General features: G+C 54.7%; 13 protein-coding genes. 3 read left to right on the plus strand and 10 right to left on the minus strand.

Annotated features, from left to right (window positions below; all coding sequences use genetic code 11):
* Positions 1-41 precede the first annotated feature (41 nt).
* The 3 genes from H8693_RS06610 to purR all read right to left on the minus strand — a co-directional run bounded on the left by H8693_RS06610 (position 42) and on the right by purR (position 1,505).
* Positions 42-218, minus strand: coding sequence for a hypothetical protein (locus H8693_RS06610; protein ID WP_249280333.1), 177 nt, complete (start codon positions 216-218; stop codon positions 42-44).
* Positions 219-314: 96 nt separating this feature from the next.
* Positions 315-596: a septation regulator SpoVG gene (gene spoVG / locus H8693_RS06615; protein WP_249280334.1), complete on the minus strand. Its 282-nt coding sequence runs from the start codon at positions 594-596 to the stop codon at positions 315-317.
* Between the two features lie 93 nt (positions 597-689).
* Entirely contained in the window at positions 690-1,505 is an 816-nt protein-coding gene (gene purR / locus H8693_RS06620) for a pur operon repressor (RefSeq protein WP_249280335.1), read from the minus strand.
* A gap of 206 nt (positions 1,506-1,711) precedes the next feature.
* Here purR and murC point away from each other — a divergent pair, with 206 nt between their 5' ends.
* The 3 genes from murC (at position 1,712) to H8693_RS06635 (ending at position 5,163) form a co-directional block, all read left to right on the plus strand.
* The gene (gene murC, locus H8693_RS06625) at positions 1,712-3,091 is read left to right on the plus strand and encodes a UDP-N-acetylmuramate--L-alanine ligase (protein ID WP_178620113.1); all 1,380 of its coding nucleotides are present in this window, start codon (positions 1,712-1,714) and stop codon (positions 3,089-3,091) included.
* Between the two features lie 575 nt (positions 3,092-3,666).
* The gene (gene deoC, locus H8693_RS06630; protein ID WP_178621225.1) at positions 3,667-4,338 is read left to right on the plus strand and encodes a deoxyribose-phosphate aldolase; all 672 of its coding nucleotides are present in this window, start codon (positions 3,667-3,669) and stop codon (positions 4,336-4,338) included.
* Positions 4,339-4,410: 72 nt separating this feature from the next.
* Positions 4,411-5,163, plus strand: a complete 753-nt coding sequence (locus tag H8693_RS06635; protein WP_249280336.1) for a GntR family transcriptional regulator — start codon at positions 4,411-4,413, stop codon at positions 5,161-5,163.
* Between the two features lie 198 nt (positions 5,164-5,361).
* Here the strand turns inward: H8693_RS06635 and pyrE are convergent, their stop codons facing one another.
* From pyrE to H8693_RS06670, 7 genes are read right to left on the minus strand one after another with little or no spacing between them, the layout of a single operon-like run.
* Complete coding sequence (gene pyrE, locus H8693_RS06640; RefSeq protein WP_249280337.1) at positions 5,362-5,946, minus strand: orotate phosphoribosyltransferase; 585 nt, start codon at positions 5,944-5,946, stop codon at positions 5,362-5,364.
* A 21-nt stretch (positions 5,947-5,967) separates the two neighbouring features.
* Positions 5,968-6,876, minus strand: a complete 909-nt coding sequence (locus H8693_RS06645; protein ID WP_249280338.1) for a dihydroorotate dehydrogenase — start codon at positions 6,874-6,876, stop codon at positions 5,968-5,970.
* Entirely contained in the window at positions 6,876-7,655 is a 780-nt protein-coding gene (locus H8693_RS06650) for a dihydroorotate dehydrogenase electron transfer subunit (protein ID WP_249280339.1), read from the minus strand. The genes H8693_RS06645 and H8693_RS06650 overlap by 1 nt, the downstream gene beginning before the upstream one ends.
* A complete protein-coding gene (carB, locus tag H8693_RS06655; RefSeq protein ID WP_249280340.1) occupies positions 7,652-10,870 on the minus strand; it encodes a carbamoyl-phosphate synthase large subunit in 3,219 nt (1,072 codons plus the stop codon). Before carB ends, H8693_RS06650 begins: the two co-directional genes overlap by 4 nt.
* A 4-nt stretch (positions 10,871-10,874) precedes the next feature.
* Positions 10,875-11,939 carry a carbamoyl phosphate synthase small subunit gene (locus H8693_RS06660; RefSeq protein ID WP_249280341.1) on the minus strand — a complete coding sequence of 355 codons (1,065 nt, stop codon included), beginning with the start codon at positions 11,937-11,939 and terminating at the stop codon, positions 10,875-10,877.
* Between the two features lie 22 nt (positions 11,940-11,961).
* Positions 11,962-12,882, minus strand: coding sequence for an orotidine-5'-phosphate decarboxylase (gene pyrF, locus H8693_RS06665; RefSeq protein ID WP_249280342.1), 921 nt, complete (start codon positions 12,880-12,882; stop codon positions 11,962-11,964).
* Entirely contained in the window at positions 12,875-14,158 is a 1,284-nt protein-coding gene (locus H8693_RS06670; protein ID WP_249280343.1) for a dihydroorotase, read from the minus strand. Before H8693_RS06670 ends, pyrF begins: the two co-directional genes overlap by 8 nt.
* Position 14,159: the final 1 nt, after the last annotated feature.

Below are 14,159 nucleotides of genomic sequence, written 5' to 3' on the forward strand. Positions count from 1 at the left end.
TTAAGCTATGTTTGCTTGTTCTTTTACGCTATATTGTCTTTTCAAGGTTCTTTTTGCGCCTTTGTTACGCCCTTTTTCAAGGCCCGTTTCTCGAGCGCCTGTTTATCATACCAAATCCCCCCTCCCTTGTCAACACCTTTTTTTACTTTTTTCTTACTTTTTTCTAAATCCGCACTTATCTCCCTCTCCCTCCCTCTTTCGTTCCTCCCTCCCCTCATCTTCTCCTCCCTCTCTCCCTTTTTTCGTTCGGGTATGTATGAAAAACGAATAAAAAAGCCCCGTGCCTTTAAAAAGGCACGGGGCTTTCTATATTCCTATTCGCCTGCCATCTCTTCCATTTCTTCGGGCAGCTGCGCGTATTGCTCCAGAATCCGCTCCTGCAGTTCCTCCCTCGCCGCCGTATTGATGGGATGCGCCACGTCCTTATACTCCCCGCTGGGCGTTTTCCTGCTGGGCATGGCGATAAACAAGCCGTTTTGTCCTTCGATGATCTTCATATCATGGACGACGAACATATCGTCAAACGTCACTGATACAATTGCCTTCATCTTACCCGATTCACTGACTCGCCGAATACGAATGTCCGTAATATTCATTGCTTCCTCCACCCTTCTGAAGTACTTTGAATAACTTACATTATGTATTCGCCAAAAATATGAAAAATCCTCTTTTTTTGCCGAACAGGCCGTTTATTCGAGGATATTGGAGGAAGCTTTGATAAAGGACATCTCTTCGTTGATTTCCTCCAGCGTGATGATGCTCTTGTAGTTTTCCACGCGTTTTTTGGAGGGATTCTTTGTAGCAATAGCCACGCCGCAGCCCACGACCGTAATGCTGAATTCCTTCATCATCTCAAATATAGCTCGAAGCGTGCCTCCTCCTGCGATAAAATCATCGATCACCAGCGCCCGCTGTCCTTCTTTTACCGCGCGCTTAGAAAGAGACATGGTCTGCAGCCGTTTGGAGGAGCCTGAAAGATAATTGAGCGTCACCACGCTCCCCTCTGTCATTTTGCTCTCCTTTCTGGCCACTACCAGCGGTTTGTCAAAAAGACGGGCCACCGCCATTGCCAGCGGAATTCCCTTAGCTTCCACCGTAATCACAAAATCCGGATTGGTTTTATAGAAAAATCCCCAGAGGATCTGCGCCATTTTATCCACATACCGCGGTGTCAGAAAAATATCCGCCGTATAGATAAATCCGCCCGGCAGTATCCGGGAGGAATTGGACAGCTTCTCGACAATTTCTCCCACAATTTCATCTTTGCTCTGCTTATCCATCCGCGGAATATATTTAATCCCCCCGCTGGCCCCCATGAGCACCTCGATCTCCCCAAGCTGGAGCCGCTCGAAAGCCTCTTTGATGATTGCCACATCCTCGCTCAGCGTAGACTTTGCCGCACCGAACAATTCCGAAAAATGCGAAAGAGGATATAGGCGGCTGGGATTGTTCGTTAAAATCGCCGTAATTCCACATAATCTTTCTTTCCGTGTCAAAACATCCATGTTTATCTCTCCAATTACCCGAATGATTTCAATAAATATTCTTCAATAATTCGTATTTTACCACTCCTCCGGAGAAAAATCCAGAATTTTTTTCAATTTTATTGCTTATTTACGGCAAAATCGAGTATAATGTTGTCTGGGTATGCATAGGAATGTATGCCCCAAAAAGATGTTTGCGGGATTTTTCCCCGAAAGGACAGGATATAATGATTGATATTTCTGATTATAAAGGCCAGCGGATTCATTTTATCGGGATCGGCGGCTGTTCCATGAGCGGTCTGGCGCAAATTCTCGATAATCTGGGCTATTCTGTTTCGGGTTCCGACCAGCGGCAGTCCGCCTTTACGGATACCCTCCAAAAGCGCGGCATTCCTGTGGAGATCGGCCACGACGCCGCCCATGTGGAAGGGGCCGGGCTTGTAGTCTATACGGCGGCTATCAAACCCTCCAATCCGGAATATTCCTATGCCGTCCAGCACCATATCCCCATGCTGGAACGTTCCGTGCTTCTGGGGCAGGTCAGCCGGGATTATAAGGACGTCGTCTGTGTCTCAGGATGCCACGGAAAAACCACTATCACCTCCATGTTGGCCCTTATCACCCAGGATTCGGGAATCGATCCCACCGTCCATGTAGGCGGCATGGTGGATTTCCTCTCCGGCGGTGTAAAGCTGGGCAAGAGCGAACATTTCATCACCGAGGCCTGCGAATATGTTCGCAGTTTTCTCACCCTGCATCCTACTTATATTATATTAAACAATATTGACGACGATCATTTGGATTATTATAAGGATATTGACGAGATCATCGATACCTTTGTGGATTTTATCCGCCTTCTTCCCAAGGAGGGCATCGTCTTTGCCAACACGGATGACGCCAATACCCGGCGGGCGCTCGCCCGCACAGAGGCGCATATTATCTCTTACAGCCTTTCCGGCAACAGTGATTTTGGCGTAGAAAATGTCGCCTTTGACGATATGGGCTGCCCCTCCTTCGATGTTGTCCATCACGGCGAAAGCCTGGGGCATGTTTCTCTTCATATCCCCGGCATGCACAATGTTCAAAACGCGCTGGCCGCCATTGCACTGGCATATACCGTCTACGGCATCTCGGTGGCAGACGCCGCAAAGGCTCTCGCCCATTATCATCTGGCCGGGCGGCGCTTTGAGCTGGTGGGGGAAAAGGACGGCGTGAAAATTTTTCACGATTATGCCCATCATCCCAGTGAGATCCGGGCCTGTCTGGCGGGGGCAAAGAAATATCCCCACAAGAAGCTCTGGGTTGTGTTCCAGTGCAATTCCTTCACCCGGGCCAAAACCCTGAAGGATAAATACGCTTTGGCGTTTGACGACGCGGATGAAGTCCTTGTGCCCGATCTCTATCCCGGCCGGGACATTGATCTGCATGATATCCATGCGACGGATCTGGTCACCCGTATTGACGCCCATTCCCATAACTGCCGGTATATCCCCACATTCCAGGAAATCAAGGAATACCTTCGCTCCCACTGGCAGAGCGGCGATATCGTCGTGACGTTGGGTTCAGGAGATGTCAACAAACAGCAGATGGTTTTTTTAGAGGACTAAACAGAAAAGACCGGGGTTCTCACCCCGGTTTTTTTATTACTGTCATACACAGACAGCCCGGAACCTATATCGCTTTGCTTTATGGATACGAATAAGGATTTTGTTCCTCCCGGCTTCCGAGGCGATCCATTTACAGCCCTGCCTTCTCCCGGTTCATAGAGGCGCGGCACAGCCCCCCCACATGGCAGTTTTCACAGCATGCACCGTTCTTCCGGCGTTTTCCGCCATGTCCCGGGTCCGATACAAGGCAATATAACAACTGCCTTACTTCTGTTTTAACTCACATTCGTGCTGCCACAGGAATGCCGCGCTTCCATTTCTTTGCTGTTCTTCCTTTTATCAGCTCCCAAAGCCATCGCAGAATGCAGGCCTTTTTGCCTGAGCCGGACCAAACCTCTGTATTTCAACCGTGCGCATTTTTTCATCAGATTTGGGGAAATTCTCTTTCCTTTATAAAAGTGTTCATTTGGGGGTTGACAGAACAAAATATGTATTGTATCCTATTATTATAGAACAATATAGAACAACTTATGCTTTGTACCCGCTATTTTATCAGACATGAGGAGGAACACAACATGACACAAAAAGCATATGAGCTGGCGCGGATGCTGGATTCCGTGCGTATCAATCCCCGGGACACCTTTGAAGATATGAAACAGCTGGTGGCCGACGCCAAGAAATACGATTACTGGTTGGTCTATGGCCTCTCCTGCTATAATGAATATCTGATTCAGGAACTGAAGGGCACCAAAACCCTGGTGGGCGGCGCGGTTGGCTGTGCATCCAGCGCCGGGGAAGAATCCACGGAGGAAAAGGTTTTCGCCGCCAAACATTGGGTGGAAATCGGCTGCCATGAACTGGATATGTTTATGAATGTCCCCATGCTCCGCTCGGGCATGCATGACAAGGTTTTGGAAGAGGTTCAGAAGATCCGCGAAGTGGCGCCGGGCATTTTGAAGGTCATCATTCAATCCCCCATGCTCAATCCCGAAGAGATCAAGATTGCTTCGGAAATCTGCGTTCAGGCCAAAGCGGATTTTGTCAAAACGGCATCCGGTTTCTATGGCCCGACTACTGTGGAACAGGTCAAAATCATCAAGGAGACCGTCGGCGACCGCGCGCAGATCAAGGCGGCGGGCGGCGTGAACGGCATTGAAATGATTGAAGAGCTGAAGGCTCTGGGCGTGACCCGCTTCGGCCTGAGCAACCCCAAATCCGTTGCCATTCTTGACGAACTCAACAAATAAGGCTACACTAAAAACTGCCCTGCCCTCGATTGGGCGGAGCAGTTTTTATTATTTTGCGAAAGGAGACTCTCTATGGATGAAAAAGAAAAGCTCAACACCCTTGCCGTCGTTCCCCTCTATAAACAGCTGAAGCGGCTGCTGGAGGATGCCTTGAACGACGGAACCTGGAAGCCGGGCGAGAGTCTCCCTTCTGAGCCCGAGCTGGCCCGGGAATATGGCGTCAGCCGCATCACTGTCCGAACGGCTTTAAACGAGCTTTCCAAGGAGGGGCGGCTGGTCCGGCTGCAGGGCAAGGGCACCTTTGTTACCCAGAAAAAGGGCAAAAGCTTGTTCACCGTAAGCGCCAACAGCTTTTCTGAGAGCTGCGAGAAGGGCGGCTTTGTTCCGGGGCGGCAGGTCGTCTCCCTTTCCATCGAGCCGGCGGGCGGCGAGGATCAGGAGGTCCTCCGTCTTCCCCCGGAATCTCTGGTGGTCAAGGTAACCCGCCTTCTTCTGGTGGATGGCGTTCCGCTGATCTATGCAGTGGATCATCTTCTCCCGGCCTATTCTTATCTGCGGGCTGAGGATCTGGAGAAGGAATCCCTCAATGCCCTCATGACCCGGGATGGCCCTTCCCGGACGCTCACCTCTCGGGAGCGCACCTTTGAGGCCGTCGCTGCGGACCCGGTTCAGGCCCGGCTACTGGGGATTCCGGCCGGTGAGCCGCTCCTGCTGGTCTATGATGTGGTAGTGGATGAAAACGGCGTTCCCCTGCGGTATACCCGGGAGTTTGTCGCCGGAGACAAGGTCAAATACGCCTATATCCTTCCGCCCGAAAAGGCATAAATGCGGGGGAGGAGGGGAAGTGGATCCGATTTTGCCTCATTCCCTTGCCTGCATGGCGGAGTTCGGGAAATTGAGGATCGGCTCCCGTCTGTTTTGATATTTGTACCTTTAAACATCGAATTTTGGAGCATATATCCCAACCCATGCAATAAAAAAGACGCGGTTTTTCCGCGTCTTTTTTGCTTTCTTTCGCTTATATTATTTGGTCAGGTTGCGGCTTCCCGGCTTGATGGCCGGGATTTTTCCTTCCTTGCAGAGCGGGCAGTTGTCTGCCTCATAGGATGTGACCTCCATGGAAAGTACGGCATGGAAGGGCACGCCGAAATCCACTTTCCCATTCGAGCGATCCACGACGCTCCCCACGCCGACGATTTCCGCCCCCATATCCGAAAGCAGGGCGATGACCTCTTTCACAGAACCGCCCGTCGTCACAACATCCTCGCAGACTAGCACGCGCTCGCCTCTTTCCACCTTGAAACCGCGGCGCAGAGTCATATTCCCGTTTTCCCGCTCGGCAAAGATGTTGCGGACACCCAGCTGACGCCCCATCTCATAGGCCATGATCACGCCTCCCAGGGCCGGGCCGACGACTACGTCGATTTTCTCTCCCTCGAATTTCTCTGCCAGCTCTTTGCAGATAATCTCCGACGTATCCGCATACTGGAAGAGCTTTGCGCACTGGACATACCGGTCGGAATGACGGCCGGAGGTCAGGAGGAAGTGTCCCTCCAAAACGGCTTCTCTCTCTTTCAAAATGGCAAGTACCTGTTCTTTCGTGAGCATATGATTTCCTCCTTGATTCTTTTAATATTCCAAAGCGCCGGTCAGCTCCCGGGCTGTCGCCGCGCTGTTTTCATCCAAAAATTTGTTCAGCTCCCCAAGAATACGGATCATGGCATCCGGCTCGGCCACAGTCGCCGTCCCCACCATAAGGGCGCTGGCTCCCGCTAGCAGAAATTCCGCCGCATCCTCTCCTGTCATAATGCCGCCCATGCCGATGATGGGAATGCTTACGGCCCTATACACCTCATGCACCATGCGAAGAGCAATGGGCTTGATGGCCGGACCGGAAAGCCCTCCGGTCACATTGGCCAGCACGGGCCGCCGGGTTTTGGCGTTGATGGCCATGGCCGTGAAGGTATTCACCAGGCTAACGGCGTCCGCTCCCGCGTCCTCCGCCGTTTTTGCCATCAGGGCGATATTTGTCACATTCGGCGTCAGCTTGACGATAAGCGGCTTTTTCGCCCGGGCCTTCGCCCCTGCAACGATAGCCGCCATACTGTTCGGATCGGTTCCAAAAGTCACGCCTCCCTGCTTGACGTTGGGACAGGATACGTTCAGCTCGAACATATCGATCTCGGTATCGTTCAGCTTTTCAATGACGGTATAGTAATCCTCCTCCGTCCGCCCGGCGACATTAGCGATCTTCACCGTATCAAACCGGCGGATGCGGGGCAGAATCCCCGAAATAAAGGCGTCCACTCCCGGATTTTGCAGGCCCACGCTGTTCAGTATCCCGCTGGGGGTCTCCGCGATGCGGATGGGCGGGTTTCCGGGACGGATTTCCGGCGTCAGCGCCTTCAGGGCAATCCCCCCCAGAGCGGAAACATCCAGAAAAGCCGCATACTCCTCGCCAAAAGCAAAGGTTCCCGAAGCCGCGATCACCGGGTTTTTGAAGTTTACTCCCGCTATGTTCACACGCAAATCTGCCATCAGAGTTTCACCTCCCGGATATCGAATACGGGGCCATCCATGCAGACCCGCTTCATCGCCCCCGCCACCATGCAGGTGCAGGTATAGCAGCCGCCCGTGCCGCAGCCCATATGCTGCTCCATGGAAACCTGGGTTTCCACATCTCTGCCGTCTTCCTCCCAAACCCGCTTGAGAGAGCGGAACATGGGCAGCGGGCCGCAGGAAAGGATCACATCCGGCTTTTCTTTTTCAAGCTCCCGCCGGAGCGCCTCGGTCACAAAATTTTTCTCGCCGATGGAGCCGTCGTCAGAAGTGACGTGGACGGCCTTGCAGAAGCCTTCAAATTCCTTCCGCTCATAGGCGTATTCCCGGCTCTTATAGCCCAGAAAGGCGGTATATTCCCGCCCGGGAACCGTATCCCGCAGCGAGAGCAGCGGCGCGATGCCGATGCCGCCTCCCACCAGCCAGATTTTTTGATGGGATTCCTTCACCCTGAATCCCTGGCCCAAAGGCGCAAGGATATCCAGCTCGTCGCCCGGACGGCACTGGGAAAGCCGCCGCGTGCCCTCCCCCTGTATGAGAAAGGCAAACCGCATGGTTTCGGCTTCCCGGTCGATGGTATTGACGCTGATGGGCCGTCGGAGCAGATGCTCCCCCGCATGGGGCAGGCGGATATGGGCAAACTGCCCGGGGCGGAAATACTTCAGCATATCGCCGTTCACTTTAAGCGTCAGCGCATAGGTATCCTTTGCCAGCGGCTCTAGAGAAGCCACCCGGCAGATATCGTGTTTCTTTATCATAAGTCGCCTAACTCCTGAATATTCAAGGGCTCCAGATCCTTATCCGTCTTTTGCAGCTTCAGGCAATGGGCCAGCGCCCGCGCCGTATCCAGAGAGGTCAGGCAGGGAATCCGCCGCTCCACGGCCATCCGCCGCAGATGGAACCCATCGCTCATGGGCGAGCGCCCCTTGGTGGGTGTGTTGATAATCAGGTTGATCTGATCGCTCTCAATGAGGTCCTGCATATTGGGATGCGGGTCATGGAAACCGCCGACTTTGTTGGCCGCCACAAAGTTGAAGTTCAAAAGCCGCGCCGTCCCCTCGGTGGCATAGATATCAAAGCCCAGATAATCCAGCACGGCGCCGATGGGAATGGCTTCCTGTTTATCGTTGTCTGCGATGGTCATGATGACCTTGCCCCCTTCATAGGGAACGATGACGCCCGCGCCGATCAATCCCTTCAAAACCGCCTCGTTATAGTCCCGGGAGATGCCCAGGACTTCGCCGGTGGATTTCATCTCCGGCCCCAGGCTCACTTCCACCTGCGGCAGCTTCTCGAAGGAGAATACCGGGACTTTCACAGCGAACAGTTTGCGGGGCGGAACCATCCCCGTCCCAAAGGACAGATCTCTGAGCTTTTTTCCCAGGATCACGTCCATGGCCAGCTGAATCACGGGCACGCCCGTCACCTTGCTGATATAGGGCACGGTCCGGCTGGCCCGGGGATTGACCTCGATGACATAGAGCTTGTCACCGGAAATGACATATTGGAAATTCATCAGGCCGACGACATGCATCTCCTTGGCCAGACGCGTCGTCACGTCGATGAGCTCGTCGATCCGGCTCTGGGGCAGCGACACCGTGGGATAGACAGAAATACTGTCTCCCGAATGCACGCCCGCTCGCTCGATATGCTCCATGATGCCGGGGATCAGGATATCGTCGCCGTCGGCGATAGCGTCCACCTCGATCTCCTTGCCCATCATGTATTTATCAATGAGAATCGGGTGCTCCTGCTTCTGCCGCCCGATGATGCGCATATATTCCCGGATATTTTTTTCCGTATAGGCGATTTCCATGCCCTGGCCGCCCAGCACATAGGAAGGGCGCACCAGCACGGGATACCCCAGCGTCTCCGCCGCTTCCACGGCTTCATCCTCGGTAAACACCGTGAGTCCCTTGGGCCGGGAAACCCCCAGTTTTTCCAGAACCTCGTCGAATACCTCCCGGTCCTCGGCCGCGTCGATATCCTCCAGCTGGGTTCCCAGGATTTTATATCCCGCATCCACCACATGCTTGGCCAGCTTGATGGCCGTCTGCCCGCCAAACTGGACCACCACGCCCAGAGGCTTTTCCTGCTCCAGAACGTTCAAAACATCTTCCGGGGTCAGCGGCTCGAAATACAGCCGGTCGGAAGTGTCAAAGTCGGTGGAAACCGTCTCGGGGTTGTTGTTGATGATAACCGTGTCATACCCCGCCTTTTTCAGCTCCCAGACGCTGTGAACCGAGCAATAGTCAAACTCGATGCCCTGGCCGATGCGGATGGGGCCGCTGCCCAGCACGACGACGGTTTTATTCGTTGCCGGCTTGGCCTCGTTTTCCTCGCCATAGGTGGAATAGTAATAGGGACTGATCGCCTCGAATTCCGCCGAGCAGGTATCCACCATTTTATAGGAGGGCAGCACCTGCTTTTCCACGCGCAGCGCCCGCATCTCCTTTTCGGAAATGCCCAGAAACCGGGCCATGGCCTGGTCGCCAAAGCCCATGCGTTTGGCCCTCAAAAGCGTCTTGCGGTCAAGCGTCTCCGGCGACTGCGTCTTTAAGAATTCCTCCATCTCCACGATGCTCTTGATTTTATTCAGGAAGAAATAGTCGATCTTTGTGATGGCATGGATTTCCTCCATGCTCACGCCCGTGCGCAGTGCCTGGGCAATGAGGAACAGCCGCTCGTCGTCCTGCTCGCCGATGCGCGCGAGAAGCTGCTCCCGGGTATATTTTTTGACGAAGGGACTCTCCAGGCTGTCCAGATTCAGCTCCAGGGACCGGACGGCTTTCACCAGCGCCGCCTCAAAGTTCCAGCCGATGGCCATGACCTCGCCCGTCGCCTTCATCCGGGTGCCCAGCGCCTTGTCCGCCGCCGTAAACTTATCAAAGGGCCAGCGGGGGAACTTCATCACCACATAATCGATGGTGGGTTCAAAGCAGGCATAGGTCTTGCCGGTCACGCCGTTCACAATCTCATCCAGGCCATAGCCGATGGAAATCTTCGCCGCAATCTTGGCAATGGGATATCCCGTAGCCTTGGAGGCCAGGGCCGAAGAGCGGCTGACCCGGGGGTTTACCTCGATCAGATAATACTGCATGGACTCGGTATCCAGCGCATACTGCACATTGCAGCCGCCTTCGATTCCCAGCGCATTGATGATGCGGATGGCGGCGCTCCGGAGCATCTGGTATTCCTTGTCCCGAAGCGTCTGCGCCGGGGCAGTTACGATGCTGTCGCCCGTATGAATGCCGACGGGATCGATATTTTCCATGCTGCAAACCGTGATGCAGTTCCCCTTGCCATCCCGGAGCACTTCAAATTCGATTTCCTTATAGCCCGCCACGGATTTTTCGATGAGGCACTGGTGCACGCGGCTGGCCTGCAAGCCCGAATGGGCGATCTCCTTCAATTCTTCGGGATCATGGGCGATGCCGCCGCCGGTTCCGCCGAGCGTATAGGCCGGGCGGACGATGAGCGGATAGCCCGTGTCCTCGCCGAATTGCAGGGCCTCCTCCACGGTGTTGACAATCACGCTTTCAATGACCGGCTCGCCGATGGACTCCATGGTTTCTTTGAATGCTTCCCGGTCCTCCGCCTTTTTGATGGAATCGATATCCGTTCCCAGAAGGCGGACGTTCATTTCCTCCAAAAAGCCCTGGTCGTGAAGCTCCATTGCGAGATTTAAGCCGGTCTGGCCGCCCAGGGTGGCCAGCATGGAATCCGGCCGCTCCTTGCGGATGATGTTTTTGACGACTTCAGGCGTCAGCGGCTCAATATAGAGCTTGTCCGCCATCTCCTTATCCGTCATGATGGTCGCCGGGTTGGAATTGACAAGGACGACCTCGATCCCTTCTTCCCGAAGCGCCCGGCAGGCCTGCGTGCCAGCATAGTCGAACTCGGCCGCCTGCCCGATGATAATGGGACCGCTGCCCACCACCAGTACTTTCTTGATCTCTTTATTTAAAGGCATGTTGTCACCTGCTTTCCTTCATCATAGCCAGAAACTCGTCAAACAGATAGGCCGTGTCCTCCGGCCCCGGGCTGGCCTCGGGATGGAACTGGACGGAAAACATCTTTTTGCCCTCATAGCGCAGGCCCTCAATCGTCTGGTCGTTCATGTTGATATGCGTGATGGTGGCGCATTCCGGCAGGCTTTCGGGCAGGATGGTATATCCATGGTTCTGAGAGGTGATGAACACCCGATCCTTTTCCACATCCTTCACCGGATGGTTGGAGCCGCGGTGCCCATATTTCAGCTTGGCGGTGTCCGCCCCCATGGCCAGGGCCATGAGCTGGTGTCCCAGGCAGATGCCGAAGATGGGCAGTTCGCTTTCGTCGATAATCACCTTGAGATTTTGGATGATTTCCTGATTGTCCTTGGGGTCTCCCGGGCCGTTGGTGAGCATCACGCCGTCAAAACCGCCCTCCAAAATCTTGTGAGGATCGGTATGGGCGGGATATACCGTGAGCTTTGCGCCGTGGGCCGCCAGGCTCCGCAGAATGTTGCGTTTCAGGCCGAAATCCAGAACGGCGATTTTCGTTTCCCCTTCCCCCATCTCATAGGGCTCCCGGCAGGTCACCTTGTCCACCGGGCGGATAACGGCAAAATCCTTCATCTGCGCCAGCTGCGCCTCCGTGGGCCGCTCCATGGTAATGATGCCCCGCATGGTCCCCAGATTGCGGATGCGCCGGGTAAGCGAGCGGGTATCGATGCCGCAGAGGCCAAGAATGTTGTTGTCCTTCATATACTTTCCAAGCGTCTCCTCGCTGCGCCAGTTGTTGGGCAGCTCACAAAGCTCCCGGACGATCAGGGCTGAAACCTTGGGAGCATCCGACTCCGGGTCCTGCATATTGACGCCATAGTTGCCGATGAGGGGATAGGTCATGGTCACCAGCTGACCGGAATAGGATGGATCCGTCAGAACCTCCTGATAGCCGGTCATTCCCGTGTTAAAGACCACTTCGCCGATAGCGTCGTGCTCCGCGCCGAAGCTCTCCCCTTCATATACCGTTCCATCTTCCAAAGTTAAATACGCCATTTGCTTCCTTCCTTTGTCATGGTCACAGGTTTACCCCGTTCGCCTTCAGGGCGGACAGAATATCTTCCTTCATATCCAAAACAGCCGCCCGGGCCGCCTTTTTAAAGTTCATCCCCGCATACTGCGGCTTTTTATAGGCCAGCAGAATGCCCCGGGAGGAATTGATCACTGCTCCCAGCCCGTTGGCGTCAAAATTCACGGCGATATCCGCGGCCGTCGCCCCCTGGGCGCCGTAGCCCGGCACCAGGAAAAAGGTCGTCGGGTGCTTTTCCCGCAGGAACTGGGCTTGTTCGCGATACGTCGCGCCCACCACGGCGCCTACCGCCGAATATCCATATTCACCGATGAGATCCTGCCCCCAGGCGTCTACCTTATCCGCCACCCGCTCATAGAGCCGCTTGCGGTAAACTTTCAAATCCTGGAATTCGCCGCCCGATGGATTGCTGGTCTTGACCAGGGCAAAGATTCCCTTTCCATATTTTTTGCAGTCGTTCAAAAACGGCTGAATCCCATCAATGCCGAAATAGGGGTTCACCGTGATAAAATCCGATTCATAGGGGCAGTGCCTCTCGCCGCCGATCTCCACGCCGCCCAGATAGGCGTTGGAATAGGCGGTGGCTGTCGAGCCGATATCGTTTCGCTTGACATCCGAGATCACCACCAGTCCCACCTTGCGGGCATAGGCAATGGTTTTTTTGAAGGCCCGCATTCCCGCCGAGCCATATTGCTCATAATAGGCCACCTGCACTTTCACCGACGGGACGATATCGTTAATCGAATCGATGATTTCCCGGTTGAAATCGAACAGGGCGTCGCCGATGCTCCGAAGCGGCTTTTTTTCATCCGCCTCGAATTCCTCGGGGAGATAGGTATGCATGGTATCCAGCCCCACGCACACCGGGCACTTTGTCTGCTTGATTCCTTCAATCAGTTTGTCAATCATGTTCCGCTACCTTTCCGCCGTCCAGCAGGATTTTTCCATCCACAATGGTATACACGGCTTTTCCCTGCATCTCCATGCCCAGATAAGGCGAGTTCTTTCCCTTGGAGATCATGCTCTCCTTTGTATAGGTGTATTTTGCGCCGGGATCAAAAATTGTGATATCCGCCGCCGCGCCTTCCTTCAAAACGCCGCCTTCCACACCGAGAATCTCCGCCGGAGTGCAGCTTAAAAGTTCCACCATATGTTCCAGCGAAATAACTCCTTCCCGCACCAGATTGAGGGACAGGGGCAGGGAGGATTCGATGCCGCTGATGCCGTTGGCCGCTATATCGTATTCCACATTTTTTTCATCCTCGTGGTGAGGCGCGTGGTCGGTGGCAATGGCGTCGATGGTGCCGTCCGCCAGGCCCGCCTTGATGGCCGCCACGTCCTCCTTTGTCCGGAGGGGCGGATTCACCTTTGTGTTCGTGTCATAGCCGATCACCCAGGTGTCGTCAGCCGTGAAATAGTGGGGCGCAGTTTCCGCCGTGACCTTCACGCCCTCGGCCTTGGCCCGGCGCACCAGCTCCACAGCCCCCTTGGTGGAGATATGGGCCAGATGCACCCGGGTGTCATAGGTTCTCGCCAAAATGATATCCCGGGACTGCATGACCTCTTCCGCCGCACGGGTAATCCCTTTGAGGCCGATGGCCGTGGCCGTGTCGCCCTCGTTCATCACGCCGCCGTTTAACAGCGTCAGATCTTCACTGTGGCTGATCATGAGAGCATCAAAGCCCTTTCCATATTGCAGGGCCAGGCGCATGATGCCGCTGTCCATCACCGGGCGTCCGTCGTCCGAAAAGGCCACAGCTCCGGCCTCCTTCAGCCGTCCGAATTCTGTGATGTCCTCCCCCTGCTGGCCCTTGGTGATGCAGGCGATAGGGTATACCTTGGCATAGCCCGCCTTTTGGGCCTGCGACAGGATATAGGTCACGACCGTTTCATTATCCGCGACCGGATTTGTGTTGGGCATGCAGGCCACGGCTGTGAAGCCGCCCTTGACGGCCGCCCGCGTCCCCGAAAGAATGGTTTCCTTATATTCATAGCCCGGCTCCCGAAGATGCACATGCATATCGATCAGCCCCGGCGTCACCACCAGCCCTTTTGCATCGATGACCCGGTCATATTCCCCAAAGGGCTCTCCGATCTTTTCAATCTTTCCGTCGCAGATGGAGATATCTCCCTGGCTTTCGCCCCGGGGATTGACCAGCTTTCCGTTTGTTATCCGAATTCTCAAA

This window comes from Guopingia tenuis (assembly GCF_014384805.1).
GTDB classification, from domain to species: Bacteria; Bacillota; Clostridia; order Christensenellales; family Christensenellaceae; genus Guopingia; species Guopingia tenuis.